Origin of the sequence: Neorhizobium sp. BETTINA12A (genome assembly GCF_023006485.1) — a bacterium.
Taxonomy (GTDB): domain Bacteria; phylum Pseudomonadota; class Alphaproteobacteria; order Rhizobiales; family Rhizobiaceae; genus Neorhizobium.
This window is the reverse complement of the sequence record NZ_JALBGW010000024.1, coordinates 19,545-46,280: the sequence shown is the minus strand read 5'-3', so window position 1 is coordinate 46,280 and position 26,736 is coordinate 19,545. Positions and strand designations below refer to the sequence as shown.

Here is a 26,736-nt window from a genome sequence, read left to right as displayed (position 1 = left end):
TCTCAAGGGACCTGACAATAGTCTCGAAAAAGTGTTGCTAAATCGTCACAAGAGAAGCGGCTAATTCGGAGCGGTACCATTAATAAGGAGTCCGCCAAGGCCTGGCCAACAAGATATCGGCGCCGATGGATAGTCTCACTATCCATCGGCGCCGGTCCCAAACTCAATTCTTAGAACTTGATGTTGTAGCTGGCAGTCAATGCATAAGCCCAGTCACCATTTGCCGTGGCGTTGAAGTTTGCACCCTTCGCAGTCGACTGGCTACCCGAAGTAAGATAGCTCACACCACCGCCGACACGAAGCTGGCCCGGGCCACAATCGATAGCTGCGCCAGCACCGACAGACCACGTATCCGTCATGATATCCGCTCCGTTACCCACACCCTTGTCCCAGCGAACATTGAGCGTGCCCGCGATCTTATCGGTAAACTGATGGCCGACGCCGCCAATAAGTGTCCAACCGTCCTTCCAGTTGTACTGGTCGTGTTGCGGAGGCAGGCCTGCAATATTGTAGTCGAGCGTTTTGAGTACGCTCCAGTCCGTCCATTCCGCCGAACCGTAAACCAGCCATCCGGGGGCGACACCGCTCTGCAAACTGAGCTTTAAAGATTGCGGCAAGGTCCCATGACCATCGGCCGCTACGGGAGCAGAGCCGAGGATAGGAGCCAACGCGAGTGGCGTAAAATCGCCATCAGCCTTGTGTTCGATTTGAGACCGATACATCAGTTGCGCGCGCAACGCATATTCAGGGATATCGTAGCCGACACCAAACCGATAACCGAATGCAGAATCGTCTTCCAGCCTCAGCGTTCCGTAAATGGACTCAGCCTTGTAGGTGAAATCCTGCATGAAGCCGCCACCAAGGAAATGGAGCCGTCCCTTCCCCATCTCGAAGCTAACATCGCAGGTGGCGCCGTATTCGTTGGCATGGAATTTCTTGCCAAAATAGTAATTCGAACTGGTCGGCAGACCGGCGGCCGCGTCAGCGGCCCTAGCTTGAGGACCGTATTTCGAGTCACCACCGTAAGGTTTGGTATAGGTAAATGCACAGGCCAACGCATCTGAGATGCGACCCATCGCAGCGACATTCGGAATGGCATAGTCCTGCGAAAACGGATCGTCAGACGAACTCACTCCGTTGATCGTGTCGAAATCGCGACGCGGGTTAACGTAGGTTACACCGGCCTGTACCGCAGCGTTGCCCCGCTCGTACAGGATATCGGTATTCGCCTCTCCCCAAGAGAAGCCGCCCGCATGAACCTGCGTCTGCCACACGCCAGCAGCGGTGAGCGCTAGAAGGCCCCTCGTAATTAGTTTGCTTACCATAAAATCTCCCACTCCCTGGTAAGTGACCGAAATCACTCTAGATGGTTCGCTCCGATTGACAACTTTCGGCTGTCCGGCGCTTCGCGGCGCAAACGCGTTATAGATTTACGTAAGCAAACCAGGAACCGGGGCTTTGATGCCGATTTCGGCACAAAATTACTCTTTCTCCGCTAATGCGATCGTTAAAATTGGAATTATATTATTTTAAGCCGGCTACCTGTGACAATGTGGCAACAATACGGCTTTCTGCTTGTGAGCAGTTGCACACATGCCGAACCAGACCAACAAACGGTTGCGAAAAATGAAAATGCCGCGTCGTTTCCGGCGCGGCATCCCTTATCGAACTGATTCACAATGAAGACTGTCAGCCAGCTTCGCTGATGCGCAGAAGCGCGATCTTCAGGTTCGCCATCTGAATTTCCAGTTCGGCAAAGCGCTCGCGCTCGGCAGCAACCACTTCGGGATCGGCATTGGCGACGAACTTCTCGTTGGCCAGCTTCTTGCCAATACGGTCCATCTCGGCCTCGGTCTTTCCGACTGCCTTCTCGATGCGCGCCTTTTCCGCCACCAGGTCGATCAGGTTGCCGAGCGGCAGGCAAGCCGTCGCCTCGCCGATGACGATCTGGGCAGAGCCCTTCGGCGCCACGTCGGCGAGTTCGATGGTTTCCACGCGCGCAAGGCGGCGGACAGCTGCCTCATGACGGCGCAGACGCGCTTGGGTCAACTCGTTGGCTCCGACAACGATCAGCGGCGCAATGGCCGATGGCGGTACGTTCATCTCGGCGCGGGCCGAGCGCAGGCCGGTCACGAGATCGACCAGCCAGTTGATCTCCTCCGCAGCCGCCTGATCGGCGAATTCCGGTGCCGGCCAATCGGCATGGCAAAGCAGGCCATCGCGCGTTTCGGTATGGGCCCAGAGCTCTTCCGTCATGAACGGCATGAACGGATGGAGGAGCTTGTAGGTCTCTTCCAGCACATAGGCCGCGCAGGCCTGCGCCTCGACCTTGGCACCCTCGTCCTCGCTCATGAAGATCGGCTTCAGCAGTTCAAGATACCAGTCGCAGACTTGGTTCCACACGAAGCGATAGAGAGAAGCCGAAGCCTCGTTGAAACGCTGGGTCTCGATTGCCTCGGTGACGTCGCGGATCGTGGCGGAAAGTTCGGTCAGGATCCAGCGGTTGACGGTCAGCGCCGTTGCCTCCGGCAGGAAAGCCGGGTCGCGCTTGACGCCATTCATCTCGGCAAAGCGGGTGGCATTCCAGAGCTTGGTGCCGAAATTGCGGTAGCCGGCGATGCGGGCCGGATCGAGCTTCACGTCGCGCCCCTGCGCCGCCATGATCGCCAGCGTGAAACGCAGCGCGTCGGCACCGTATTCGTCGATCAGGTCGAGCGGGTCGATGACGTTGCCCTTCGACTTCGACATCTTCTGACCGTTCTTGTCGCGCACCAGGGCGTGAATATAGACGGTGTGGAAGGGCTCGACCGGATTACCCTCCTCGTCCTTCATGAAGTGCAGACCCATCTGCATCATGCGAACGACCCAGAATGGAATGATGTCGAAACCCGTGACGAGAACGTTGGTCGGATAATACCGCTTCAGTTCCGGGGTGTGTTCAGGCCATCCCAAGGTCGAGAACGGCCACAGCGCGGACGAGAACCAGGTGTCGAGCACGTCCTCATCGCGGGTCAGGATCTCGCCCGGCTTGAAGTTCTCCAGCAGGTCCTCGACGAGGGCCTTCATCGGCCCTTCGTGCGACAGATAGTGCTGAATTGCCGCCTGCAGCGCCTCTTCCTCGGTCTTTTCGACGAAGACCTGGCCGTCCGGGCCGTACCAGGCCGGAATCTGGTGTCCCCACCAGAGCTGGCGGGAAATGCACCACGGCTGGATGTTCTCCATCCACTGGAAATAGGTGTTTTCCCAGTTCTTCGGAACAAACTTGGTGCGGCCTTCGCGAACCGAGGCGATCGCCGGCTGGGCAAGCGTCTTGTTATCCACCCACCATTGTTCCGTCAGGCGCGGCTCGATCGGCACGCCGCCGCGGTCGCCATGCGGCACCATGTGCTTGTGCGGCTCGATCTTGTCGAGCAGCCCGGCTTCCTCGAATATCTCGACGATGATCTTGCGGGCCGTGAACCGATCTTGGCCTTCCAGCCGGTCCCAGGCGCCATGCAAGGCGGCTGGATTGTCCAGGCCCTCCAGAAAATCCTCGTTGTCCTTGATGGTGACCGTTCCGTCGATATCGAGAACATTGATTCGGCGCAGCCCTGCCCGCTTGCCGACTTCGAAGTCGTTGAAGTCGTGGGCCGGCGTGATCTTGACCGCGCCGCTGCCGGCCGTCGGATCGGCATAATCGTCCGCGACGATCGGGATCCTGCGGCCAACGATCGGCAGGATGACATGTTTGCCGACGATCGACCTGTAGCGTTCGTCATCCGGATTGACCGCAATACCGGTATCGCCGAGCATGGTTTCGGGACGTGTCGTCGCGACGACGATGTAGTCCCGCGTCTCGAATTCGGTGGCGTTGCCGTCTTCGTCGAAGGCAACGGGATACTGATAAGTGACGCCGTCTTCGAGCGGATAACGCAGGTGCCACAGATTGCCGTTGATCTCGATCTGCTCGACTTCCATGTCGGAGATCGCGGTCAGCAGCTTCGGGTCCCAGTTGACGAGACGCTTGTCCTTGTAGATCAGGCCCTGCTTGTAGAGGGTGACGAAGACTTCCAGGACCGCGGCCGAAAGCCCCTCGTCCATGGTGAAACGCTCGCGGGACCAGTCACAGGAAGCACCGAGACGCTTCAGCTGGTTGAAGATCAGCCCACCCGATTCTTCCTTCCATTCCCAGATTTTGTCGACGAAGGCCTCGCGGCCCATTTCGCGGCGGCCCGGAAGCTGGCGCTCCATCAACTGGCGCTCGACGACCATCTGGGTGGCGATGCCTGCATGGTCCATGCCGGGCTGCCACAGCACGTCCTTGCCGCGCATCCGCTCGAAGCGGATCATGATGTCCTGCAGCGTGTTGTTGAGCGCGTGGCCCATATGCAGCGAACCGGTGACGTTCGGCGGCGGGATGACGATCGTGAAGGTTTCCGCGCCCGGCTTGGCGTTGACGCCGGCGCGGAAAGCGTCGGCCTCGTCCCAGGCCTTGGCGATCCTCGGTTCTACTTCTGCGGAATCATAGGTCTTTTCGAGCATTTCCTGACCCGTTTTTGTTCTTTGAGAGCTATCGGGGTGTAAATAGGATGGGGTGTTCCAAGTCAATAAAAAAGCCGCCCCGTCACCGGAGCGGCCGTATCGATCAGCCTTGCGGGCGGGTTGGCTACGCCAGCCGCTGGTTCAGCGGCGCGTGCCGCGGGAGACGCGTTCGATTTCCTCGCGCACCAGGCGCTCGACCAGCGTCGGCAGGTTGTCGTCCAGCCATTCCTGCAGCATCGGGCGCAGCATGTCGCCGGCCATGTCCTCAAGCGAGCGGCGCTCCATGCCGTTGAACACCGAGGCAAGCTCGCTGAAGGATTTTGCGACCTGAGCGCCGGCTTCGGCTGACAGGAGGTTAGCCGTCTCCTCGATCTTGGCCGGCAGGCTGCGCGGGGCCTGTTCCGCGGCGAATTTCGGTTCTGCCTTCGGTTCGACCTTTGGTTCAGGCCGCACCGGCGCCTCGGCTCTGCTGGAAGCCGACAGCGGCGGATCGAAAACCGGCATCATGACGCGCTGGACCGGTTCCGGCTGCGAAGCCGGCGCTGCCTGCGTGACTGGGGCGGCGGCCTGGGTGACCGGTTCGCGGAATTCGGGCATGCGCGGCATCTGGGGACGAAGCGGAGCCGGCTCTTCCTGGCGTGCCGCCGGTGCGGGCGAAGACGGTGTTTGCGCCGGAGAGATCGTCGCTGACAGCGTCGGCGCAGTCGAAGCGGTGGAAAGGCGCACCGGGCCGGTTTCCTGCTGGCGGACCGAAGCGGCGCGAACCCTTGCGGCGACGTCGGCGAGTGACAGGGTACGATCCTGCTGCGCCGGCTGGCCCGACGACCCTTGCGCGTAGCTCATCGGTTCGTTGCGGGAGGGCGCGCCGCGGTCATTGGCAGCCATGTCCGGGACGAAGCCCGGCTCTTCGCCGTCTTCGATCTCATCCTCGCCATAGACCGGAGGGAGCTGGCCGTTGAGCGCGTTCTCGGCGTTCGGCTCATTGCTTTCAATGATCCGGCGAATGGACGCCAAGATTTCTTCCATGGAGGGTTCACGCGCTACATTTGGCTGAGCCATTTTCATCCCCGCTGTTACCGGCACTCGACTCGGCCCCGTGGAGGGTGAACCGAATCGACGTTACTCTAAGGTCTTGGGGGGGCTGGAAACAATGACAAGTGCCCCAGGCTTCCTACGGATACACAGTTTTGTTGGCGTTGTGAATCCCGTTAGTCACACTTACCGGAACAGATGACAGCTGGATGAAATAACCGGATGGCGTCGACAGAAACGACAAAGGGGCCGCAAGGCCCCTTCCGTTCATGGCATTCGATCGTGTCGGAGCAATCAGAACACGAATTCCTTGACCTTGCGAAAGCCTGGCAGCGGCTTGACCGACGCATTGAAATAGGCGCTTTCGGAAATCGAGCCCTGTTCCTTCACCAGCACCTTCGCCTGGGCGGCATTGCCGTAACCGACGACTGCGATCAGCCGGCCGCCGTCGCGCAGCTGCTCCAGAAGAGCGGCAGGCACTTCCTCGACGGCACCGTTGACGAAGACCAGGTCATAGGGGGCCTCGGCAGGATAACCCTTTTCGAGTTCGCCGGTAACGACCGCGACATTGTCGTAGCCAAGCGAGGAGAGCGTTCCAGTCGCCTGCGAGGCCAGCGCCTCATCCGCCTCCAGCGAAACCACGGAGCCGGCGATCAGCGACAGGACGGCGGTCGCATAACCGCTGCCGGTGCCGATTTCGAGCACGACATCATCCTTGGTGATCGCCGCGAGCTGCAGAAGCTTGGCAAGCGGCGAAGCCTCCATCAGGTAGCGCCCAGGCGCCACCTCGATATCCTTGTCGATATAGGCGAGCGACTTTGCCTTGGCCGGCACGAAAGCTTCGCGCGGTACATTATAGAAGGCCCGCAGAACCGAATGCGACGTGACATCGGTGGTGCGGATCTGATTTTCGACCATCTTTGTCCGTGCTGCTTCGAAATCCATCATCTCAGTCGTCCCAAATCACCGGCGATGCGCCGGCTCACGCATGTCCGTCTTACTGACGGCGAGACACGCTTTCAAGACGCCGGCCGGTTTCGAAGCAAAAAAGCCGAGGTGAACGGCCCTCTCCTGCAATCCCGATGCTCAGGCGTAGGCCGGCGGCGCTTCTTCAAGCTTGCGGACGGTCACATAATCACGGCCATAGGAGGAGCGCAGGCTATGGCCCTTATCGAAGGCGGACTGTTCAGCGGAGGTCAGCGGGAACATGCCGTCGGCGAACGTTCCGGTGCCTTCGACCTCGTTGGCCGCCTGGCGATGCACATTGATAATCCTGGTGATCATGACGCCTTCCTTCCGTTCCGCCCAATAATCGCTGAGCAGGCCTTTCTGTTCCGAGCCTAGGAGGAGAAGGTTAAAAAATTAACCATGTTGCACCGCACACAAAAATGCGTGGTAAATGCTTGGTATCAAAGCATGTTTGGATTTGAGGGATTGGTCCGGAAAGAAGGGAAAATTGGAGGCCTCGCCCGGAATCGAACCGGGGTGCAAGGATTTGCAGTCCTCTGCGTCACCACTCCGCCACGAGGCCATCCGAACGCATAAAGAGCGAGTGGTGTCGGGCGTTTAGAACGAATCGAATAACCGCGCAAGCGCGGTTTGGCCCGATTGCCATTTTTTTCTGCACAAGATGACGGACGCCGATGCGGGCGGGCCAGTTCGCATCTCTGCCCGCGGTCCACGTTCGGAAAAAAACTGGCCGGAATGTCAAAAAAACGGCTCGATTGGATGCCGGCCGGCGCTCCGGATTGGCTTCATAAAAAATTCACCAAAATTACGGAACCAAACGCTTCCGGATGAGTTCTCTACGCCGCAATGCAAGGTGTGGACATGACGAGTAACGTAACTGAAGCAGATGACTCCGTGTGGAGTTCCCCCGTCAGAGTACGCGTTGGATACGGTTTCCCAGAAACCATCCACGGACCAAAAGAAGCCCTGGAGTACCTCAACTGGCGCTGGCCGGTGCGTGAAGGTACCTATTATATCAAGGCCCTGAAGGAGTGCGCCGCCTGCCTGCAGCGCAGGCTTCCCCTGGAAAGGGTGCGGGAAACCTTCATTCTCGCCAGCATCGAAGCGAAGATGTTGAACTGATCTCACCTTTTGGGCGGGGCCGATGATCAGTGTGAAACTCAGTGCCTCTGACGGCGTGCGGCGCTTACGCTGGCCAATAGAAATCGGAACGAAAGTCAGCCGGGATGTCTGACAATCTGCCGATGGCTTCGGCGACGAAACCGATCTGCATGGCCAGATAACGGATTTCGCGCGGCACCGGTATGCCGGTCATTGTTTCGCGATTGCGCCAGGTCTCGTACCCGGTCGACCTGATCCGCCGTTCGGCCTCGCGCAGCACGTCGTCGCGGCTCGGCATCTCGCCCTCGGCCAGATCGGCAAGCTTCGCCACGCAGGCCGCAAGCCCGCCTTCGATCACTCTCAGACCCATGTTCACCCTCGTCTTCAATCCCGGGAGCAATCCTAGTGATTCGGGGAAACATGCGCCAGAGTCTCTGAGGCAACACTGAAGTGGCGATGGCCCGGCGACTGTGCTAAAGTGGCGTCGTTGCCGGGTGGGGGAGCACCGGGCGGCGAACATGCGGTAGGAGGAGACCGTCATGCAGTATCTGGAATTCATCACCACCCTCAATCCGGTCGTTCTGGCGATCCTCGTGATCGTGCTGGCCTGCGGAGCCTACGACTATTGGGCGCAGTCTCGATAACGGCCCGATAACGGATGGCGTAGCCTTTTGATTTTCCATGAGACGCCGGGCGTTCACGTTTCCGGCAGGTTGTGGCTCGCGCCTTTGCGAGGACACGGTTTATTGTTACCCATACCGCTGTTTTAAGGCGGAATGGAGAGACGAACAGTGAGCGCAAGCATCGAATTCGACGACACCTCAACTTCGCTGAGCGGCACGCTGCGCCAGCTTATCGACGGCATCAAGGGTCAGTCGGTGACGCTGCGGCAATTGATGGATGCGGTCGGCGAACAGGGCCTGTTGCTCATCTGTGCCATTGCCTCCCTGCCCTTCCTCCTTCCCGTGTCGATCCCCGGGGTCAGTACCGTGTTCGGCGCGGCGATCATCCTGATCAGCCTGGCGATCACCGCCAACCGGCTGCCCTGGTTGCCGAAGAAAATCCTCGACCGCGAACTTGATACGAAGAAACTGCTGCCGGCGCTGGAAAAGGGCGTCAGCATCGTTTCGCGCCTCGACCGGTTCCTGAAGCCGCGCATTTCGGCGTTGACCACCGGCCGGCTTGTCAGCCGGATCAACGGCCTGGCGATCGCGGCCGGCGGCGTGCTGTTGATGTTTCCGCTGGGGCTGGTCCCCTTCTCCAACACCCTGCCGGGAATCGCCATCCTGCTTCTGTCGACCGGCATGATCCAGCGCGACGGGCTGATCGTGCTCGGCGGCTATCTCTTCAACGTCGTGACGGTGATCTATTTCGGCGTGCTTGCCTACGTAGCGTTCAGCGCCGGCCAGGGTATCGCATCGATGTTCGCCTGATCGTGCAGCCTTATCGCTGTTCGGCCTTACGCCCCCGCCGCCTTGCCCACCAGAGTGCGATGCGGCGGCGTTGACGCCGCACGAAGGGCAGATCGTGCGAGAGCACCAGAAAGCCGAGCGGCAGCATCCAGAAGCCAAGGATCGGCAGGAAGCCGAGCACGCCGCCGAAAATCAGGACGACGCCGACGACGACCCGGCCGATCCGCGACCGTGGCATGGGAATCTGTACGCTGCCCAGCGCCAGTTTGCCGCTTTGCGGGTCGATTCCAAATCGCCTCGGTTTCCGTTCGCCTGCCACTCTCAATTATCCTCACCGGTTAAAGGCCCAGCTTTGCCCGGGAAATGGGGCTTTACCGGGGATAAAACAACCAAGTTCATTTTTTTTGCAAAAACCGCTTGGCAAAACGACAAAGCATTTGTATTACCCGCCGCACACGCCGCGACCCTTCGCGGATGATCCCTGGTAGCTCAGCGGTAGAGCATTCGACTGTTAATCGACAGGTCGCCGGTTCGAATCCGGCCCGGGGAGCCATTTTATAAAGGTCGTGATGAAAATCACGGCCTTTTTAATGCGCTTTTTCAAATAGATAGCCGCTTTCTCTCAGGTTTTACCCGGTTCGATCAGCGGGGCGGCCTTGCCGTTCTCATTACATTTTGATTACATTTCCCCATACAGGCTATGGGGCAGGACGGTCGATGGCTATGCGAGAGCCCGACCCGGCGAGCAAAGATTTCCTTGTCCTGGTCGAGAGCATTCGACAATGGGCACGGTCGATGGGAGCAAGTCATTCATTTGTGCACGTGACCACTGGGTCTCAGATTAAGGCCACAGACAAATTGATGAAGGCTGCCGGCCGTGTAATGATCGGAGGCGCTTATTGCTTGAGATGACGGAAACAGAATATTTTCATAAATAAAATGGATCAAATATATCCGGGCGAAATTGGGGCGCGTCTGCAGTGATCTACGGATTTCTCATTATTATTTCGCTCTTGCCAACTCAGGTAGGCACGCCAAAAGGCGTACCTGCAGAAACCTCCAGAAAAATAGAATGCAACTATATTGACGTAAAAAGCATCATTGATAAAATATACTCGAAACACGCCATCGGGGCGACACCAAGCGACTCGGTAATATCCGAACACTACAAAGAAATTTCAGATAAACTATTTGATAAATACAGTTCACTTCGCTTCAAATTAAACTCCTGTAATTATATTTTCAATAGAAGTCAGAGCTTTGAGGTGTTGGGGTCATTGATGGTATTCAATTATACCTACAGGATAAATATTCTAAATAATGCAGAGGGCGCGCCAAAATACATCTGCGTCATTCGAAGTGTTGACAAGCTAACGTACACAATCCCCGGGGCCATCCCAGAAAAAATTAAGTGTTTCTCGAGGTAAAAACAACAGAAACGGTTCCAGTTCCGCAAAACAGACCGGAGCACGCCATAAGTCTCGACGAACTGTCGCATTGTTAAATTGTTAATGCTTGATTGCCGCCGATATCTATTATTCGAGGGAAATTAATGAAGATATTCTTTGGATTTATATTCGGCGTCGCCTTTATTGTTAACGCAGTGTCGGAGATTAGGGAGATATCATTTTATAAGAAAAACGATTGGGATTTTGATTTAGATAGCGGCACAAAATTGCAGGTCTATCGAGGAGATTCTGATGAAAAGAAAGACATAATCTCGAATAGGGAGCGGGTTATTTACGCCAAGCCAATCATCATACTTGTGTCCGGAATGTTCTTTGTACTTAACATTATGTTATTCTGAGAATAACTCCATGGATGAAGCCCCGCGCAAGCAAATTGGGGACTTGACTATCAAATCGATGGCTTCTCCGTGGATTTAAAGGCCGCCGCTGGATTTAACCGATCTTTTAAGGGTGCTAGGATCACGGCTACCTTCAGCGCGGACGGCGTATCGATTCAAGTAAACGTTGGAACCCCGCGATCGGCGAGCTCGGCACACAGTTCGTCCAGCGTCACCTCGCCATGGGCCGATACACGTTCGCCAATCCACCAGCTATGTGGTGAGAATAAGGCCCCTCGATGAGGCTGGCGCCGTGTTCCAGTGGTGGCGAATTGCCGGGCGCCGTTCCGGGATCGGGTTCTCTGCCGAGCTTATTTCAGGCCAAACAATTCCACCGCGTTGTTGCGGAAGATAGCGGAGCGCTCGGCCGATGTCAGTGGCACCTTGAAGGCAAAACGCGGATCGTCGAAATCCCAGTGCGGATAGTCGGTCGAGAACATCAGCCGGTCGGTGCCGATCCAGCGTAGGATATCGAGGAGATGCCGGTTGTTCTCCGGCTCCTCGATCGGCTGGGTGGTGTACCAGAAATTCTCGCGCACATATTCGGACGGCTTGCGCTTCACGTGCGGAACCTCGTCGCGCATGCGCTTCCATTCCCGGTCGAGCCGCCAGACGAGCGACGGCAGCCAGGAGAACCCGCCTTCGACGAGCACGATCTTCAGTTTCGGGAATTGTTCGAACACGCCTTCGAGGATCATGCTGGAGAGCACGGTCTGGAGGCTGTTGGAGGCTGCGTAGTGTTCCTCCAGATAAAACGAACTCCAGCCGGACGGTGTATTCGGGCGGTAGCCGAAAGCGCTGGTATGCAGCCCGATCGGCAGGCCGTAATGCTCGGCCGCCTCATAGATCGGCCAGTAGCGGCGGCGGCCGCAGGGCTCCAGCGTGCGCGGCGGCATGGCGATCTGCACGAAACGGCGGTCGGTGACGCGACGGTCGATTTCCGCAACCGATTCCCTCGCGTCCTCTTGGGAGATACAAATGGAGGCTTTCAGCCGAGGTTCCGGCCCGGCAAACTTGTCGATCTGCCAGTCGTTCAGCGCCGCGCAGAGGGCTGCACCGAGTTCCTGGTTGAATGCCATGCTGCCGGCTGCGAGCGGCTGCAGGATGCCGTAGTCGATGTTGCACTCTTCAAGCAGTTGTTGCCGAAGGAATGGCAGATCGGACGCTGGCGGGCCGCCGTTCGGAGGCCAGGAATCGCGGCGCATGCCGTTGCCCGGCGTCATGCGCGGATAGGGCAGCGTGCCGAGCAAGGGGTTCGCCGTGCGCACCGCGAAATCCCGCACATGCGTTTTCCAGCGTTCGGGCAGGTAGTCGAGCAACTGGTCCGGCCGGGAGAAAGCCGGATGCACGTCGCAATCCACCACGCCCTGCATCTGCGATTTTTCGGAGCTACGTTCGAGTACTGGGGTTTCCATGGGTCAGCCTCCAAATCTCGGATAGGTGGCGAGAACGTTGTCGCGAAGGATCTTATTCACCTTGGCTTCCGGCAAGCCCTCGGGCAGCACGTCCAGGCCCTCGAAATGCCAATGCGGGTAATCCGAGGAGAACAGCAGCATATCATCGCTGAGCAAATGGTCGAGCGTCCTGGCGACGTCCTCGACATCGTCAGGGCCATCGAAGGGCTGCGACGTCATGCGGATATGCCTGCGGATAATGTCGGCCGGTGCGTCCTTGACCCAAGGCACTTCGATGCGGGTGCCGCGCCAGTCCTTGCTCATGCGCCACATCAGCGCCGGCATCCAGGTCACGCCGGATTCGATCATCACGGCCTTCAAATTGGGATATTTGACGAAGACACCCTCGGAAATCAGGCTCGCGACCTGGGTTGAGAAACCCTGCGGCTGAACCACATGGTCTTCGATCAGGAAGGAATGGAAGCCGCTATGGCTCGGCGCGTTGCGGAAGTTCGATCCTGCGTGAATGCCGATCGGCAGGCCGTGTTTCTCGGCCGCCTCGTAGATCGGCCAGTAGGTGCGGCGGCCGAGCGGCAGCTCGGTCATGGCAAGCGTCAGGATCTGCACGAAACGCTTGTCGTCGGCCCGTCGCTCGATCTCCTCGACCGCAGCCTCGACATTCTGGAACGGCACCAGCATCGATGCCCGGAGGCGGCTATCGCGGCTCAGCCACTTGTCGGCAAGCCAGTCGTTGGTGGCACGGCATATGGCGGCGGCCAGATAGGGATCGAAAAGGGCGTGAGCGCCTGAAACCACGTTGAGGATGGCGCCCTCCAGGCCGAGCGGGTCGAGCAGGTTCTTCTGCATCTGCGCGAGCGGATCGCCGCTCCACGTCCAGTCAGGCCGCATATAGGGACGCGTGCGCTCAGGATAACTCATCAGTTCCAGCACGTCGACTTCGCGTGAAGTCACGATCTCCTGCCAGTAGTCGTCGAGATAGGGAAGCAGGTCGGCGCGACGCGGTGTCGGCGGGTGGACGTCGCAATCGATCGCCCCGGCGGTTTCGAATCTGGCCATCTTCGTATGCGTCTCGCTCATCGTTAACATCTGTGCTGCTTTCGTCTGTGCGGCCTCACGCCGCCTGCGTCCCCATCTTTTCCTCGAGCCCCAGCCTTTCCTCGCGGATGAAATCCGCCGCCTTTTCCGCGATCATCACGGTCGGGGCTTGGGTATTGCCGGAGACGATGGTCGGCATGATCGAGGCGTCGACGACGCGAAGGCCGGTGATGCCGTGGACCCGCAACCGATCGTCGACCACCGCCAAACGGTCGCGGCCCATCTTGCAGGTGCCAACGGGATGGAAAGTCGTGTTGAGGGTCCGGCGCGCATAGTCGAGCATCTCGTCATGCGACTGCACGGCAGCGGTCGGCGCAATTTCCTCTGGCTCGAAACGCGCCATGGCGGGGCTTGCGGCGATGCGCCGGACCGCGTCGATCGACCGTATCAGGATGTCGCGGTCGGCCTCCTCTTTCAGGAAATTGTGCAGGATGCGCGGCTGGACCGCAGGGTCGCCCACCGCGACATGGCAATGGCCGCGGCTTTCCGGCCGCAGGATACAGGCCGACGAGGTGATGCCGGGGAACGGATGCATGGCGCCGCCGAAACTCGGCGAGGTGGAGCCTGAGACGTGGATCTGGATTTCAGGCGCCGGCGCATCCGGCGTGGTCTTGATGAAAGCACCGAGCAGGGTCGGCGATCCGCCGAGCGGCCCGCGTTTGGTTGCAAAATACTGCATGCCGAGCAGCATCCGGCCGAACCGCGTGCCGGCGCGGGTATTCAGCGTATGGGTGTTGTGAAGACGATGCTGAACCCTGATGTGCCAGTGGTCCTGCAGGTTTTCGCCGACACCCGGCAACGCGTGCAGCACCTCTATTCCGGCAGATGCAAGCACGTCCGGCGCGCCGACGCCGGAGCGCTCGAGGATGGCCGGCGAGCTATAGGCTCCGGCAGATAGAATGACTTCCCTCCCCGCCTTCGCCTCGTGATTCCGGCCATACAGGCTGAACACGACGCCGTTCGCCTGGCTGCCCTCAAAGGTGATCCTGTCGACGAGAGCGCCGGTGACGACTGTCAGGTTGCGGCGGTTGCGGACAGGCTCCAGAAATGCGCGGGCGGTGGAATGGCGCACGCCGTTCTTGATGGTGGCAACAAAGAAGGCCACGCCTTCATTGTCGCCGGAATTGTAGTCGCCCGCAGCGGGAATACCCTGCTCGATCGCCGCCCGGCGATAGGCCTCCAAGGCCTCCCAGCGCACATTGGGATCGGAAACCGCCCATTCGCCCTCGGTGCCGTGCGCCTCGGAACCGGCCCGATGGAACGTTTCGGAGCGCTTGAAATAGGGCAGCACGCTTTCCCAGGACCAGCTACGATTGCCGAGCTGCGCCCATTGATCGTAGTCGTAGGCGTGGCCGCGCACATAGATCAGGCCGTTGATCGCGGAACTGCCCCCGAGCATTTTTCCGCGCGGCAGCGTGAGCTGGCGGCCGTTGAGGTAGGGTTCGGGCTCGCCCTTGTAGAGCCAGTCATATTGGGGCCTGCCGATGAGATGGGCGAGACCGAGCGGCATGTCGACGTAGAAGCCGCGCCCCTCGCCGCCGCCCTCGATCATCAGCACCTCGATCGCCGGGTCCGCCGATAGCCGGTTGGCCAAAACGCAGCCTGCCGTGCCACCGCCCACGATGACGTAATCGTAGGTACGGGAATGCTCGAACGCACCCATGGTCTCTCCTCCACTTTCCGCAACAGAGAGCCGCGCGCCTCGCGGTTACGGTGCCGAAACGGCGCCGGAAGAGCAAAGGACACAACGGCCGCGCCGTCGCAGCCTCCCATACAACCATGGCATATGGCCCGGTTGAAAGGAAGTCATTTGCTGCAAAAACCGAATGCAAAAGTATACATCAGCATCCTCCTGCTGTAGGTTTCCCCTACGGCAGGTTGCCGCAATTCGGGAGGAGGAAGCCGAATCGCGGGCGCGATGTATGCATCACCAGCCTTGTCGGCATGAGTTTGTTTCATCAGTTTGTTTCATTGGGGAGGAGCCCAGAGATGAGCAAGACGAAGGACGGCGTGCCGTCTGTCATCCATAACAGCAGGATCAACCGAAGAACGCTTCTGGCGTCCGGCGCAGCGCTGGGAGGCGCGATGCTGCTGCCCGGGCAGATGTTCGCCCAGGCGTCGACGCCCAAACCGGGTGGCACCTTGCGCATTGCCATGCCGTTCAATCCGGCGGCTCTCGACCCGATGACCGGTCGCAATGTACCGGACTTCAACGCGCTTTACGCTCTGTTCGACGCGCTGATCGCGTTCGACCCGGCGACGCTCGAGCTGAAGCCGATGCTGGCCAAGGACTGGACCTTCACCGATCCCACGACGCTGGTGCTCAACCTCGTCGACGGCGTGAAATTCCACGACGGCACCCCGTTCAACGCCGAGGCCGTGAAGTTCAACCTCGACCGCTTCATGAGCGACCCGCGCTCCAACGTGAAGTCGGACCTGGTTTCGGTCGCGTCCGTGGCGGTCACTGGTCCTAGCCAGGTGACGATCAAGCTGAAGCAGCCGAACTATTCGCTGCCGACCATCCTGACGGGCCGCGTCGGCTGCATCGTCTCGCCCGCCTCCATCAAGGCGGCTGCCGACGGCAATGTCGATCGCAATCCGGTCGGCACCGGGCCGTTCAAGTTCGCCGAGTGGCGCGACAACGACCTGATCCGCGTCGAGAAGAACCCGGCCTACTGGCAGCCGGGCCTGCCCTATCTCGACGGCATCAACTTCCGCATCATCAACGAGCTGAACACCGCCGCCCGCACGGTGACGGCCGGCGAAACCGATCTTGCGCTCAACATGGCCGCCCAGCAGATCGCTACCGCCCGCCGGGTGCAGGACCTGACCGCTGAAGCCAATCCTTCGATGATCTTCTTCACCCTGATGATGAATTTCGCCAAGCCGCCGCTCAACGACGTCCGGGTTCGGCAGGCGATGAACTACGCCATCAACCGCACCGAATTGAACCAGGTTCTGATGCTTGGCCTCGGCGAACCGACCTCGACCATGTTTCCCAAGGATTTCTGGGCGGTAGATGCCGGGACGGCGCAGTTCTACCAGCACGATCCGGAAAAGGCGCGCAAACTGCTGGCCGATGCCGGCTACCCGAAGGGCTTGGAAGTCGAGACCTGGAGCTGGCCGGACCAGACATCGGTTCAGCGGCTCGAAGTGGTCGGCGAGCAGCTTTCGCAGGTCGGCATTCGCCTCAAGGTCACCCCCTCGCCTCCGCAGGTCGTGAACCAGGCCTTCTATATCGAAGGCAAAGGCGCGATGATCCTCAATCCGCAGGGCGGCTGGCTCGATCCCAGCCAAACCTACGAGCGGCTATTCGGCGCGACGGGTCAGTTCAACGCCGGCAAGGTGGAAGATCCGCAGTTCCGCAAGCTGCTCACCGCGACGGGCACTTCGGCTGATGCCGGCGAACGCAAGAAGGCATTTGCCGCGCTTCAGCGCTTCGTCGTGGAACAGGCGCTGCACCTGCCTTTGGTGACGTCGGCCGCCATGTCGATCCGCAACAAGAAGGTCAAGGACTTCCGATATGACCGGCTGCACTCGCCGCGGTTCCATCACGTCTGGCTCGACCAGACCGCGTGATCCACGGCCAAGATGCGATAGACGCAACGAAACAGCCCGGCCCCGAGGCCGGGCTGTTTCGCAGCTAAAATCGGGATTACCGGCGCTTGATGGTCGGATCGAGGAGCACGCGGATCGACTCGCCTAACGTGTTGAAGGCGAGCGCGGTGAACAGGATGGCGAAACCCGGCGCATACATCTGCTCGGGCGCCACCTCGACATAGTGGTAGGCGCGCGCCAGCATGCCGCCCCAGCTCGACTCGGGCGGCTGGACGCCGAGCGACAGGAAGCTCAATCCGGCTTCCGCCAGAAGCGCCACGGCCAGCATCAGGGTCACCTCGACGATCACAGGCTGGATGGCATTGGGCAGGATATGGCGCAGGATCAGGTGCAGGCGCGATGCGCCGAAACCGGTCGCTGCCTCGACATAAAGCGCGTTCTTCACCACCAGCGTCTGCGCCCGCATCGTGCGGGCAAGCACCGGCGCGAAGGCGAAGCCGACGGCGATCATCGCATTGGTGAGACCGATGCCGAGCGCGCCTGTCACGGCGACGGCCAGCACGAGCGGCGGAAAGGCGAGAACCCCGTCGATGATGCGGCTGCCGACCTGGTCGACCCAGCCTCCGACAAAACCGATGAACACGCCAAGCGGCACGCCGATCGCCACGCCGATGCCGACTGCGAGGCTCGCGGCATAAAGCGCGTTGTAGGAGCCGTATATCAGCCGGCTCAGCGTATCGCGGCCAAGGTCGTCGGTGCCGAGCCAGTGTGCGCCGCTAGGCGGCGCCAGAAGGTCCATCAGGTTCTGCTTGTTGGGTGCATAAGGCACGATCAGCGGCGCAAAGATCGCCGCCAGAACCAGAACGGAGAGATAGGCAAGGCTGATCAGCGCGCGCTTGTCGCCCCACAGCCAGGTCCAGAAGCGGAAGCGGACGGGAGGCGGCAAGGTCGTCCTGGCTGCCGGCGCGGCAGCGGTTTGGGTCATCGCGGTCATGTTCGTATCGGTCATGTGGAGGCCGCCACTCTGGGATCGAAAGTCGCGTTGAGCACGTCGACCAGGAGATTGGTGAGGATAACCACCAGCACGAGCACCAGCGCTACGCCCTGCACCACCGGGAAATCCTTGTTGAGCGCCGAATAGCTGATGAGATTGCCGACGCCGGGGATGGCGAAGACCGCCTCGATGATGACGGCGCTGGAGAACAGCCGATTCACCTGCAGGCCGGCAATGGTCAGCATCGTCGCCGCCACGTTGCGCAGACCGTGCTTCCACAGGATGGCGCCGGAACCGAGCCCCTTGGCGCGCAGCGTGCGGATATATTGCGAGCCGAGCACTTCGAGCAGCGCACTGCGCACCTGCCTCGCGAGAACCGCGACCACGCCGGTGGAGAGCGCGATCGCCGGAAGGGTTGCGTAATAGAGCGACTCCAGCGGTTTTTCGAAGACGGATACGGCACCGGTCGCCGGGAACCAGCGATAACCGAGCGAGAACAGCGTCACCAGAATGATGCCGAGCCAGAAATTGGGAACCGCGACACCGAGCGAGGCGACGCTGGTGATGATCTTGTCGAGCGTGGTGCCTTGGCGCGTGGCTGCAAGAATGCCAAGCGGAATGCCGAGTGCCGCGCCCAGGACCAGCGCATAAAGAACCAGCAGGATCGTATGCGGCAGGCGCGAAAGGATCAGCCGCAGAACCGATTCGTTCGAGAACAGCGAATGACCGAGATCGCCCTGCAGGGCATTTCCCAGCCAGAAGAAATATTGCATCAGCATCGGCCGGTCGAAACCGTAGATATGGCGGATTTCCGCGATGCGTTCCGCCGTCGCATAGTCACCCGCGATCATCATGGCCGGGTCGCCGGGCATCATGTAGACGAGGGAAAACACCACGAAGGTGGCCACGATCATCACGGGCACCAGTTGCATGAGCCTCTGCGCAACCATCCCGGGGACGCCGTACATCATTGATACTCCGTCAATCCGCATTTGACGCCGGCCGTTTCAATGGCCCGCGAAAGGAACATCGGATACGCAGGAGCACTGCCTTCCGATGTGGGGGAGCGGCACTGGCGAACCCGCCCCGCTCCGGTTTCCGGGCGATCACCCGACGCGGTGGTCGCATCGGGGGATCGCATCGCTTGAGCCTCAGGCTTCCATCCACACCTTGTGGAAGCGCGGGCGTTGCAGCAGGCTGAAATTGAACCCGTGTACCTTCGGGGTACGTATGATGATGCCGGCGGACGAAAACTGCGGCAGGTGCAGCGCGTTCTCCAGCACGAAACGCTGCATCTTGAAGAGCACGTCCTTGCGCTTGGCGTTGTCGAACGTGTTCATCGACGCATCCATCAGTTCGCGATAACCCGGCAGTTCGATCTTGGCCGCGTTGCGATAGGCAGTCGCTGAGAACTGGCGATCGTAGGCCGTTGCCGGATCCGGAAGACCGCCGGTCGGGGTCATCAGCATCTGACCCTTTTTCTCGGTCAGGAAGTACTGCATCGTCTGCGCCGGTTGCGCCGGAGTGACCTTCAGCCGGATGCCGGCCTCGGCAAGCTGGGCGCCGAGGACTTCCTGACGCTGCACCGCAGCCTGATCGGCCCAGGTGAAGGTGGCGATCTCGATGCCATTTGCGAAACCGGCCGCCTTCAGCAGCGACTTGGCGCGGTCGAGGTCCAGCTTGTAGTAGTTTTCGGTCGCAGGATCGTTGGCCCAGAAGCCTGACGGGAACATGCTGCAATGACCGCCACCGAGGCCGCCCCACAGGACCTGGTTGAGCACCGGCCGGTCGAGCGCCCAGTTCATGGCCTGCCGGACGCGAACGTCTTTCAGCGGCCCCTCACCGTAATTCAAGAAGGCCGTGTAATAGATCATCGACGGCGTCGCTTCGGCAACCAGTTTCGGGTCGCGCTTGGCTACGGCCATCTGCTGCGCGCTCATGTTGAGAACGATATCGGATTCACCGGCGGTCACCGTGCGGACAGCCGTGTTGAACTCGTTGACGATGCGCATGTCGACGCCGTCGAGATAGGGCTTGTCACCCCAGTAGTTGGCGTTTTTCACGACCTTGATCAGGGTATTGTCCTGCCATTCGACGAATTTGAACGGCCCGGTGCCGACAGGCGCGCGGTCGACATTGCCGCCCGCGGCAGCCTTGACCGAAGCAGGCGACACGATGAGGCCGGCGCGGTCGGTCAGGATCGCAGGCAGGGTGGCGTCCGGATATTTCAGCTTCAGCGAAACCTGAAAGGGGCCGGTCGCCTCGACCTTGTCGACAACCGCAAGGTCCGATTTCACGTTCGAGCGATCATAGGTGCTGCAGCGCTGCAGGTGGAAGACCACCGCCTCGGCATTGAACGGCGTGCCGTCATGGAACTCGACGCCCTGGCGCAGTTCGAGAACCAGCGTCGTGGGGTCGGCGAACTTCCATGACGTCGCCAGCATCGGCTGCAGTTCGAGCGTCTGCGGATCAAAGCCGATCAGCGCGTCGAACATCAGGAGAAGGGCGTTGAAGTCGGGATTGTTGCGACCTGTCAGCGGGTCGAGTGCGGCGGGGTTGAACGGCATCACTGCCCTCAGAGTGCCGCCGGATCGCGGCTGCGGGGCCTGAGCACGCGCCATAGCCGGCAGCAGCGCCAGGCCGCCGGCGGCGGCGGTTCCAGCCAACAGCGAACGACGGGTAATATCCGGTATCTTTCCAAATGAATCTGTGGTCACGTCTTCTCCTCCATCATCCATGACCGGCCGTCTTCGGCCGCTATATCAGCGTCACATCGTGTCAGCGCCCTGCGCAGCGGTGCTTTGGCGGGCACCGTTCCTTTCCGCAGGATCAAGACTTTTCCTCTCCTTTTCGCCCAGCATCTCCTCGGCGAAATGGCATGCGACATGCCGCCCGGGCAGCATTTCGCGCTGCCGGGGTTCCTGCGTGCGACAGATGTCGCGCATCCGCGGGCAGCGTGTATGGAAACGGCAGCCGCTCGGCGGCGCGATCGCGCTCGGTATCTCGCCCTGCAGGGTGATCCTCTGCCGGGCATCGGCGGCCGTCGGATCGATCTCCGGTTCGGCCGAGCGCAGCGCCTCCGTATAGGGATGCAGCGGCGTTTCGATCACGGCGTGCGCCGGACCGACTTCGACGATCTTGCCGAAATACATCACGGCCACGCGGTCGCTGATATGGCTGACGACCCGCAGGTCATGGCTGATGAAGACGTAGGTGAGGCCGAACTGTTCCTGCAGACGGGCGAAAAGATTGAGCATGTCGGCCTGGATCGAAACGTCGAGCGCTGCCACCACCTCGTCGCAGACGATCACGTTCGGATCCAGCATCAGCGCCCGGGCGATATTGGCGCGCTGCTTCTGGCCGCCGGAAATCTCGTGCGGGTATCGGTTGGCCATTTCGGCGGACAGCGACACCCGGTCCAGCATCGCGAACGCCTTCTCGCGCCGCTCGGCCTTCGTCCCCTCGCCGGCTATGTACAAGGGCTCGCAGATGCTCTGAAGGATGGTCATGCGCGGATCGAAGGCCGCATTCGGATCCTGAGAGACGATCTGATATTTGCGCCGGTGGCGATTGAGTTCGCGGCGGGAGAACTTGAACGGATCGATGCCGTCATGCAGAACCCCGCCGCCGCTTGGGCTGAGCAGGCCAACGAGACAGCGCCCCAGCGTCGATTTGCCGGAACCGGACTCGCCGATCACGCCAAAAATCTCGCCCCTGCGGACGCTGAAACTGACCCCGTCGACGGCACGGATCAGCGAGCCGCGCCGTGGATTGCCGAAGGTGACATGCAGATCGTCGACATCAAGCGCCGGCTGCTCGGAAGACGTGGCCAAACTCATGCTCCGACCCCTCTCAATGCGAGCTCTTCCCAGCGATTGCAGCGCACTTCCCTGCGATCGAGATCGTCGATGCCCTCATTCTCGATGTTTTGAGGCAGTTCGCAGGGCTGCATGGAATAGGAACAGCGCGGCCCGAAGCGACAGCCCTTCGGCATATGACGCAGCGACGGAACACGGCCGGCGATCGAAGGCAGCGTGCCGCGCGCGCGGTTGCTGTCGGGTATCGAGTGCAGGAGCCCGGCCGTATAAGGGTGGCGGGGACCGGCGATGACGTCTCTGACGGGACCGCCCTCGACGACCTGCCCTGCATACATCGTGACCATCCGGTGGCAGCTTTGCGCGACCAGTCCGAGATTGTGGGTGATGAACATGATGGCCGTGCCGGTACGGTCGGCGAGGCCTAGAAGCAGGTCCATGATCTGTGCCTGGATGGTCACATCGAGAGCCGTCGTCGGCTCGTCGGCGATGAGCAGGCGCGGCTCGCAAACCAGCGCCATGGCGATCATCACCCGCTGGCGCATGCCGCCCGAGAGGTTCATCGGGTAAAGCGTAGCGACGTGGCGTGGCGATGCGATGCCGACCGAATCCAGCGCTGCGACGGCGCGCTCCGCTGCCTCCCGACGGTCCAGCTTGAAATGCCGCTGGAGCGTCTCTTCGATCTGGTAACCGACGGTGAATACGGGATCAAGCGCACTCATCGGCTCCTGGAAAATCATGCTGATGTGCCGCCCGCGAATGCGATTCATCTGCGATTCGGAACAGGAGACGAGGTTCTCGCCGCCGAACATGATCTTGCCGCCAAGGCGGGAATCGCGCGGCGGCAGGAGCCGGAGAATGGAGAGAGCAGTCATCGATTTGCCGCAGCCACTCTCGCCGACGACACCGAGAATTTCCTTCGGCTTCACCGAAAGCGAAACATTATTGAGGACTTCGACCCAACCCGATTGGTCGCGCAACGACAATGTCAGGCTCTGGATATCCAGAAGCGCGTCCTGGCTGGCCACCGTGGTCTCGGCAAGCTGCTGCATCCGATCCTGATCCTCCCTATCGGCCGCTGCCCGCAAGATCAGTATCCGACATGCAGGCGGCGGCTGTGCATTCCCATCACCGCAGCGAAACCCCATCAGGGATCCTGATACGTGACGCAGACTCCTCCCGAGAGCCTAGGCATGTATACATTACATGTGATGATGACGAAAGCCAGACTGAAAATTGCCGTCCTCCGGAAACCTGGCTTTCAGCTCAAGCTGGCGCGGATAGCCTCCCAGCTCGTCGCATCGGGCGCGAGCAGCAGCCGCCCCTGCGTCATCGCGGGGCGATAGGGTTCGCCGCTCAGAAGCCGACTATGGCCGCCGGCTTCCCGGTGGATCAGTTCGCCGGCCGCATGGTCCCAGGGCTTCATGTCCGCATTCAGCGAGAAGCTCATCGCGCCGGTCGCCATCATCCGGTATTCGAAGGCGGAGCACCGCCATGTGGTGGTGCGGCCGAAACGCAGAAGCCGCGGCGCGAATGCTTCCTGTTCTTCGGTCGAGAACATGTGCAGCGGCACGAACCCGCTCATTTCGCCGACCGGAGCCGGCACCGCAACGCTAAGGCGGGTGCGCGCGCCGTCACGGGCGATATGCCAAGCGCCGTCGCCCGGCCGGGCCACGAGAAAATCACCGGTCAGCGGATAGTGGATCAGCCCAGCGACGGTTTTTCCGCCGGAAACGATCGCCACGATCATGCCGAACAGCGGCACGCCATGGGCGAAATTCCAGGTGCCGTCGACGGGATCGATGATCGCCGCGAGTTCGGCATCCACCAGGCGGTCGAGCAGCGCCGGATCGGCGGAGACAGCCTCCTCGCCGACGATCAGCGCTTTGGGAAAATGGGCAGAGAGTGCTGCGGAAAGCCGCCGTTCCGCACCCAGATCGGCATCGGTGACGATGTCGTCCGGAGCGGTCTTGGCGCGGATGCCATCTGCCGTCACGCCGAGGAAGCGGGGCAGAACCTCTGCCTCGCCAGCCTGGCGCATATCCTCCATTAGGGACAGGAGGACGACGTCGGAAATGATCGTCATGCTTGGCGTGCCTTTATGTAGGATTTCAATGCGGCGGGCTGGTCCGTCTGGATAACGCTGATGCCCGCGTCGATCAACCGGCCCCAGATCTGATCGGGGTCGGCGAGAGCCGCACTGTCCGTCCATTCGCCGCTGCCGGGCTGGTCGAGCGTGTTGACCCAGAGCGCCATGCCGGCCTTTGCGAAGGCCTCGCGGTGATACGCGATCGTCTCGAGGCTGTCGAAGCGGATTTCGCACATGAAGGGCGAGAGTTCGGCAAGCACCGCCAGCGCGTCGCCGGTGTTTTCGGCGGTGAAGCGCGCCATGCCCATGAATGGCACGCCGTCGATCTTCTGGGAGCGCACCCATTCCACATCAGCCAGGCTGTAAACCTTCGTCTTGAGGTCGACATCGGCGGCCGCACCCATCTCGCGGGCGCAGGCGGCGACCTCGGAGAAAAGTCCGCGATCCTTGAGATCGAGATCGGCGAAGATGCGGCCGCGGATGATCTCCAGCGCCTGTCTCAGCGTCGGGATGCGCTGATCGCTCGCTGCGCGGCCTTCGCCGCCGTCGTCCTCGCGCAGCATGATCGCCTGCAGCTCCGCCATGGTGAAAGTCTCGGCATCGCGGTCGATGCCGGCCATACGTTCCAGCGTATCGTCATGCATCAGGAAAAGCTCGCCGTCGGCGCTCTTGCGCACATCGAGTTCGACGATGTCGCAGCCGAGCGCAATGGCGTTTTCGATAGCCGCCAGGCTGTTTTCAGGCGCGCCGTGCCAGGCGCCGCGATGGGCAACAACGGCGCAGCGACGCGACGGATCGGCGATGAAGTCTTTATAGTTCATGAGGGTTTCTTTCATAGGGCGCCTTTGGCGCCGGGCTTTCATTGGGCACCGAAGGCACCGGGTATGGCCCGACCCGTGGCCGCATCGAAAAGATGCAGCCGCGATGTCGGGAAATTCAGGTCGAGTTCGAGCCGGTCGGCAATCTCCGCGCCGAAGGGTGTCGCGACACGGACGATCGAGTCGCCGAGATCGGCGGCCAGCACCGAATGGGAGCCGAGATCTTCGCGGAACCGGAGTGCGGCCTTGACCGCGTGGCCGTCCGCCTTGCCGTCGACGACGATATCCTCGGGCCGGATGCCGAGCTGGTAGGCGCCGGTCAGCGCTGCGTTCGCCACGACCTGCCCGTCGGCGAGCCTCAGCACCGACCCGTCGCCGGTCACCGCCAGGATGTTCATTGGCGGGGCACCGATGAATTTGGCGACGAAGACCGAGGCCGGGTGATGGTAGATCGCCTTCGGCGTATTGAACTGTTCGATCCGGCCCTTGTTGAGAATAAGGATACGGTCGGCGAGCGTCATCGCCTCCACCTGATCATGGGTGACGAAGACCGTCGTGGCGCCGATGCGGCGGTGCAGATCGGCAAGCTCGACACGCATGTCGTGCCGCAGTTGGGCATCGAGGTTGGACAGCGGCTCGTCGAACAGCAGCACGCCCGGTTCGCGCACTATGGCGCGGCCGATCGCGACGCGCTGGCGCTGGCCGCCGGAAAGCTGTCCCGGCTTGCGATGCAGATAATCGGCAAGACCGAGCATCTTGGCGACCGCCGCGACCCGCTCGGCCCGTACGGCCTTCTGCATGCCGGCGACCTTGAGGCTGTAGGCCATGTTCTCGAATACGCTCATATGTGGATAGAGCGCATAATTCTGGAACACCATGGCGCAGCCGCGATGTTTCGGTTCGAGGTCCTGAACCTCGCGGGCGCCGATAAGGATCTTGCCGCCGCTCGCCCGTTCAAGCCCGGCGATCATCTGCAGAAGGGTGGATTTGCCGCAGCCGGAAGGGCCGAGCACGACGGTGAATTCGCCGGCCTTCAGCTCGACATCCATCGGCGGGATGACGACCGTCTGGGGATCATAGGCCTTGGTCAGGCCCTTGACCGTGATGCTCGCGGCAGCGGCGCGGATGGCTGTATCGATGGCGTTCATCGCTATTTCTCCGAAAGCACGAGGCCCTGCACCAGATACCGCTGTAGGAGCGCGATCATCAGGAGGGGCACGAGGGAAACAATCACGGCGCCCGCCATGATCATCGGAAAGTCGGGCACGGTGCCGTCCGAATCCGGCAACAACCGCGCCAGGCCGACGACTGCGGTCTGCATGTCGGGCGTCGAGGAGGCGACGAGCGGCCAGAGATACTGCGTCCAGCCGCTCAGGAAGGTCAGCACGAACAGCGCCGCGAAACTGGTGCGCGACAGCGGCAGCAGGATATCGAACATGAAGCGGACCGGACCGGCCCCGTCCATGCGGGCGGCCTTGAACAGATCTCCCGGCAGGGTGCGGAAGAACTGGCGGAACAGGAACGTGCCGGTACCATGCGCGGCAAGTGGCGCGATGAGGCCGAAATGGGTATTCAGCACGCTCAGTTCGAGCTGCACCGGCGCGCCGAAGACCTGGGTTATTAGCCCGTTGAGGCCGGTGACGTCGAGCAGTGCATTGACCGGCGAAAACACGTTCGACGCCACCTGATAGGTGGTTATGACGCGGATATCGACCGGCAGCATGATGGTGGCGAGGATCAGTGCGAAGGCGACACCTGCCCAGCGGATGCGGAAATAGACGATCGCATAGGCCGAGAGGAAGGACAGGACGCAGGTCGCGATCGCCAGGCTGAACGCTACCACGAGGCTGTTGAGCATCTGGATCGGGATGCGCGTCTCGGTGAAGATGCGCGCTACGTTGTTCAGGAATTGGTCGCCGGGATACCAGGCGAGCCCGTTGCGCAGCAGGAATTCGTAGGATTGCGATGCCGTCGCCAGCGTCAGATAGAGCGGGCCGAGGATGTAGAGCATGCCGACGAGCAGGATCAGGCTTGCCGTGATGTTGAGGGAGCGGGCGTTCTCGATCATCTG

At 60.8% G+C, this 26,736-nt stretch carries 22 protein-coding genes and 2 tRNA genes; 4 read left to right on the top strand and 20 right to left on the bottom strand.

Translation table 11 applies throughout. The features are described 5' to 3' along the window. Nucleotides 1-170: 170 nt before the first annotated feature. The 6 genes from MOV61_RS09655 to MOV61_RS09630 all read right to left on the bottom strand — a co-directional run bounded on the left by MOV61_RS09655 (nt 171) and on the right by MOV61_RS09630 (nt 7,084). A complete protein-coding gene (locus tag MOV61_RS09655) occupies nt 171-1,325 on the bottom strand; it encodes an OmpP1/FadL family transporter (RefSeq protein WP_038542368.1) in 1,155 nt (384 codons plus the stop codon). Nucleotides 1,326-1,689: 364 nt separating this feature from the next. Continuing rightward, nucleotides 1,690-4,521 carry a valine--tRNA ligase gene (locus MOV61_RS09650; protein ID WP_247136408.1) on the bottom strand — a complete coding sequence of 944 codons (2,832 nt, stop codon included), beginning with the start codon at nt 4,519-4,521 and terminating at the stop codon, nt 1,690-1,692. 141 nt (nt 4,522-4,662) lie between these two features. Continuing rightward, nucleotides 4,663-5,580, bottom strand: a complete 918-nt coding sequence (locus MOV61_RS09645) for a DUF2497 domain-containing protein (RefSeq protein WP_247136407.1) — start codon at nt 5,578-5,580, stop codon at nt 4,663-4,665. A 267-nt stretch (nt 5,581-5,847) separates the two neighbouring features. Continuing rightward, on the bottom strand, nt 5,848-6,501 hold the full coding sequence (locus MOV61_RS09640; RefSeq protein WP_247035322.1) for a protein-L-isoaspartate O-methyltransferase: 654 nt from the start codon (nt 6,499-6,501) through the stop codon (nt 5,848-5,850). Between the two features lie 138 nt (nt 6,502-6,639). Further along, complete coding sequence (locus MOV61_RS09635; protein ID WP_038542362.1) at nt 6,640-6,837, bottom strand: hypothetical protein; 198 nt, start codon at nt 6,835-6,837, stop codon at nt 6,640-6,642. Between the two features lie 173 nt (nt 6,838-7,010). After that, a tRNA-Cys gene (locus MOV61_RS09630) sits at nt 7,011-7,084 on the bottom strand. 299 nt (nt 7,085-7,383) lie between these two features. Here MOV61_RS09630 and MOV61_RS09625 point away from each other — a divergent pair. Further along, nucleotides 7,384-7,644: a DUF982 domain-containing protein gene (locus MOV61_RS09625; protein ID WP_157885112.1), complete on the top strand. Its 261-nt coding sequence runs from the start codon at nt 7,384-7,386 to the stop codon at nt 7,642-7,644. A gap of 64 nt (nt 7,645-7,708) precedes the next feature. On the opposite strand, the gene MOV61_RS09620 is transcribed toward MOV61_RS09625, so the two are convergent. Beyond that, a complete protein-coding gene (locus MOV61_RS09620; protein WP_247136406.1) occupies nt 7,709-7,993 on the bottom strand; it encodes a hypothetical protein in 285 nt (94 codons plus the stop codon). 421 nt (nt 7,994-8,414) lie between these two features. Here MOV61_RS09620 and MOV61_RS09615 point away from each other — a divergent pair, with 421 nt between their 5' ends. Then, on the top strand, nt 8,415-9,056 hold the full coding sequence (locus tag MOV61_RS09615; RefSeq protein WP_244447494.1) for an exopolysaccharide biosynthesis protein: 642 nt from the start codon (nt 8,415-8,417) through the stop codon (nt 9,054-9,056). 10 nt (nt 9,057-9,066) lie between these two features. Here MOV61_RS09615 and MOV61_RS09610 read toward each other — a convergent pair whose 3' ends face one another. Continuing rightward, nucleotides 9,067-9,354 (bottom strand): hypothetical protein, encoded by a 288-nt coding sequence (locus MOV61_RS09610; RefSeq protein WP_046601410.1) that lies wholly within the window; start codon nt 9,352-9,354, stop codon nt 9,067-9,069. 159 nt (nt 9,355-9,513) lie between these two features. Here MOV61_RS09610 and MOV61_RS09605 point away from each other — a divergent pair. Beyond that, nucleotides 9,514-9,588, top strand: a tRNA-Asn gene (locus tag MOV61_RS09605). A gap of 1,604 nt (nt 9,589-11,192) precedes the next feature. Here MOV61_RS09605 and MOV61_RS09600 read toward each other — a convergent pair. The 3 genes from MOV61_RS09600 to MOV61_RS09590 are packed head-to-tail and all read right to left on the bottom strand — an operon-like array spanning nt 11,193 to nt 15,054. Next, a complete protein-coding gene (locus MOV61_RS09600; protein WP_247136405.1) occupies nt 11,193-12,296 on the bottom strand; it encodes an amidohydrolase family protein in 1,104 nt (367 codons plus the stop codon). A gap of 3 nt (nt 12,297-12,299) precedes the next feature. Beyond that, nucleotides 12,300-13,352 carry an amidohydrolase family protein gene (locus MOV61_RS09595; protein ID WP_247136404.1) on the bottom strand — a complete coding sequence of 351 codons (1,053 nt, stop codon included), beginning with the start codon at nt 13,350-13,352 and terminating at the stop codon, nt 12,300-12,302. 55 nt (nt 13,353-13,407) lie between these two features. Beyond that, nucleotides 13,408-15,054 carry a GMC family oxidoreductase gene (locus MOV61_RS09590; RefSeq protein WP_247136403.1) on the bottom strand — a complete coding sequence of 549 codons (1,647 nt, stop codon included), beginning with the start codon at nt 15,052-15,054 and terminating at the stop codon, nt 13,408-13,410. 326 nt (nt 15,055-15,380) lie between these two features. On the opposite strand from MOV61_RS09590, the gene MOV61_RS09585 reads away from it, so the two are divergent. Beyond that, entirely contained in the window at nt 15,381-16,970 is a 1,590-nt protein-coding gene (locus MOV61_RS09585) for an ABC transporter substrate-binding protein (protein WP_247136402.1), read from the top strand. A 76-nt stretch (nt 16,971-17,046) separates the two neighbouring features. Here MOV61_RS09585 and MOV61_RS09580 read toward each other — a convergent pair whose 3' ends face one another. The 9 genes from MOV61_RS09580 to MOV61_RS09540 all read right to left on the bottom strand — a co-directional run bounded on the left by MOV61_RS09580 (nt 17,047) and on the right by MOV61_RS09540 (nt 26,733). Continuing rightward, entirely contained in the window at nt 17,047-17,958 is a 912-nt protein-coding gene (locus MOV61_RS09580) for an ABC transporter permease (RefSeq protein ID WP_247136401.1), read from the bottom strand. Next, the gene (locus MOV61_RS09575; protein WP_247136400.1) at nt 17,955-18,875 is read right to left on the bottom strand and encodes an ABC transporter permease; all 921 of its coding nucleotides are present in this window, start codon (nt 18,873-18,875) and stop codon (nt 17,955-17,957) included. Before MOV61_RS09575 ends, MOV61_RS09580 begins: the two co-directional genes overlap by 4 nt. A 219-nt stretch (nt 18,876-19,094) precedes the next feature. Next, nucleotides 19,095-20,660 (bottom strand): ABC transporter substrate-binding protein, encoded by a 1,566-nt coding sequence (locus MOV61_RS09570; protein WP_247136399.1) that lies wholly within the window; start codon nt 20,658-20,660, stop codon nt 19,095-19,097. 51 nt (nt 20,661-20,711) lie between these two features. After that, nucleotides 20,712-21,782 carry an ABC transporter ATP-binding protein gene (locus MOV61_RS09565; RefSeq protein ID WP_247136398.1) on the bottom strand — a complete coding sequence of 357 codons (1,071 nt, stop codon included), beginning with the start codon at nt 21,780-21,782 and terminating at the stop codon, nt 20,712-20,714. Continuing rightward, nucleotides 21,779-22,810: an ABC transporter ATP-binding protein gene (locus MOV61_RS09560; RefSeq protein ID WP_247136397.1), complete on the bottom strand. Its 1,032-nt coding sequence runs from the start codon at nt 22,808-22,810 to the stop codon at nt 21,779-21,781. The genes MOV61_RS09565 and MOV61_RS09560 overlap by 4 nt, the downstream gene beginning before the upstream one ends. Nucleotides 22,811-23,019: 209 nt before the next feature. Then, nucleotides 23,020-23,844 carry an inositol monophosphatase gene (locus MOV61_RS09555; RefSeq protein WP_247136396.1) on the bottom strand — a complete coding sequence of 275 codons (825 nt, stop codon included), beginning with the start codon at nt 23,842-23,844 and terminating at the stop codon, nt 23,020-23,022. Then, nucleotides 23,841-24,668: a glycerophosphodiester phosphodiesterase family protein gene (locus tag MOV61_RS09550; protein WP_247136395.1), complete on the bottom strand. Its 828-nt coding sequence runs from the start codon at nt 24,666-24,668 to the stop codon at nt 23,841-23,843. Before MOV61_RS09550 ends, MOV61_RS09555 begins: the two co-directional genes overlap by 4 nt. 38 nt (nt 24,669-24,706) lie before the next feature. Further along, nucleotides 24,707-25,813, bottom strand: a complete 1,107-nt coding sequence (locus tag MOV61_RS09545) for an ABC transporter ATP-binding protein (RefSeq protein WP_247136394.1) — start codon at nt 25,811-25,813, stop codon at nt 24,707-24,709. Between the two features lie 2 nt (nt 25,814-25,815). After that, entirely contained in the window at nt 25,816-26,733 is a 918-nt protein-coding gene (locus MOV61_RS09540) for an ABC transporter permease subunit (protein WP_247136393.1), read from the bottom strand. Between the last annotated feature and the right edge of the window lie 3 nt (nt 26,734-26,736).

Coding starts and splice junctions, on each gene's coding strand:
- MOV61_RS09655 (WP_038542368.1), bottom strand. CDS start 1,325: ATGGTAAGCAAACTAATTACGAGGGGCCTTCTAGCGCTCACCGCTGCT.
- MOV61_RS09650 (WP_247136408.1), bottom strand. CDS start 4,521: ATGCTCGAAAAGACCTATGATTCCGCAGAAGTAGAACCGAGGATCGCC.
- MOV61_RS09645 (WP_247136407.1), bottom strand. CDS start 5,580: ATGGCTCAGCCAAATGTAGCGCGTGAACCCTCCATGGAAGAAATCTTG.
- MOV61_RS09640 (WP_247035322.1), bottom strand. CDS start 6,501: ATGATGGATTTCGAAGCAGCACGGACAAAGATGGTCGAAAATCAGATC.
- MOV61_RS09635 (WP_038542362.1), bottom strand. CDS start 6,837: ATGATCACCAGGATTATCAATGTGCATCGCCAGGCGGCCAACGAGGTC.
- MOV61_RS09625 (WP_157885112.1), top strand. CDS start 7,384: ATGACGAGTAACGTAACTGAAGCAGATGACTCCGTGTGGAGTTCCCCC.
- MOV61_RS09620 (WP_247136406.1), bottom strand. CDS start 7,993: ATGGGTCTGAGAGTGATCGAAGGCGGGCTTGCGGCCTGCGTGGCGAAG.
- MOV61_RS09600 (WP_247136405.1), bottom strand. CDS start 12,296: ATGGAAACCCCAGTACTCGAACGTAGCTCCGAAAAATCGCAGATGCAG.
- MOV61_RS09595 (WP_247136404.1), bottom strand. CDS start 13,352: ATGGCCAGATTCGAAACCGCCGGGGCGATCGATTGCGACGTCCACCCG.
- MOV61_RS09590 (WP_247136403.1), bottom strand. CDS start 15,054: ATGGGTGCGTTCGAGCATTCCCGTACCTACGATTACGTCATCGTGGGC.
- MOV61_RS09585 (WP_247136402.1), top strand. CDS start 15,381: ATGAGCAAGACGAAGGACGGCGTGCCGTCTGTCATCCATAACAGCAGG.
- MOV61_RS09580 (WP_247136401.1), bottom strand. CDS start 17,958: ATGACCGATACGAACATGACCGCGATGACCCAAACCGCTGCCGCGCCG.
- MOV61_RS09575 (WP_247136400.1), bottom strand. CDS start 18,875: ATGCAACTGGTGCCCGTGATGATCGTGGCCACCTTCGTGGTGTTTTCC.
- MOV61_RS09565 (WP_247136398.1), bottom strand. CDS start 21,782: ATGAGTTTGGCCACGTCTTCCGAGCAGCCGGCGCTTGATGTCGACGAT.
- MOV61_RS09560 (WP_247136397.1), bottom strand. CDS start 22,810: ATGCAGCAGCTTGCCGAGACCACGGTGGCCAGCCAGGACGCGCTTCTG.
- MOV61_RS09555 (WP_247136396.1), bottom strand. CDS start 23,844: ATGACGATCATTTCCGACGTCGTCCTCCTGTCCCTAATGGAGGATATG.
- MOV61_RS09550 (WP_247136395.1), bottom strand. CDS start 24,668: ATGAACTATAAAGACTTCATCGCCGATCCGTCGCGTCGCTGCGCCGTT.
- MOV61_RS09545 (WP_247136394.1), bottom strand. CDS start 25,813: ATGAACGCCATCGATACAGCCATCCGCGCCGCTGCCGCGAGCATCACG.
- MOV61_RS09540 (WP_247136393.1), bottom strand. CDS start 26,733: ATGATCGAGAACGCCCGCTCCCTCAACATCACGGCAAGCCTGATCCTG.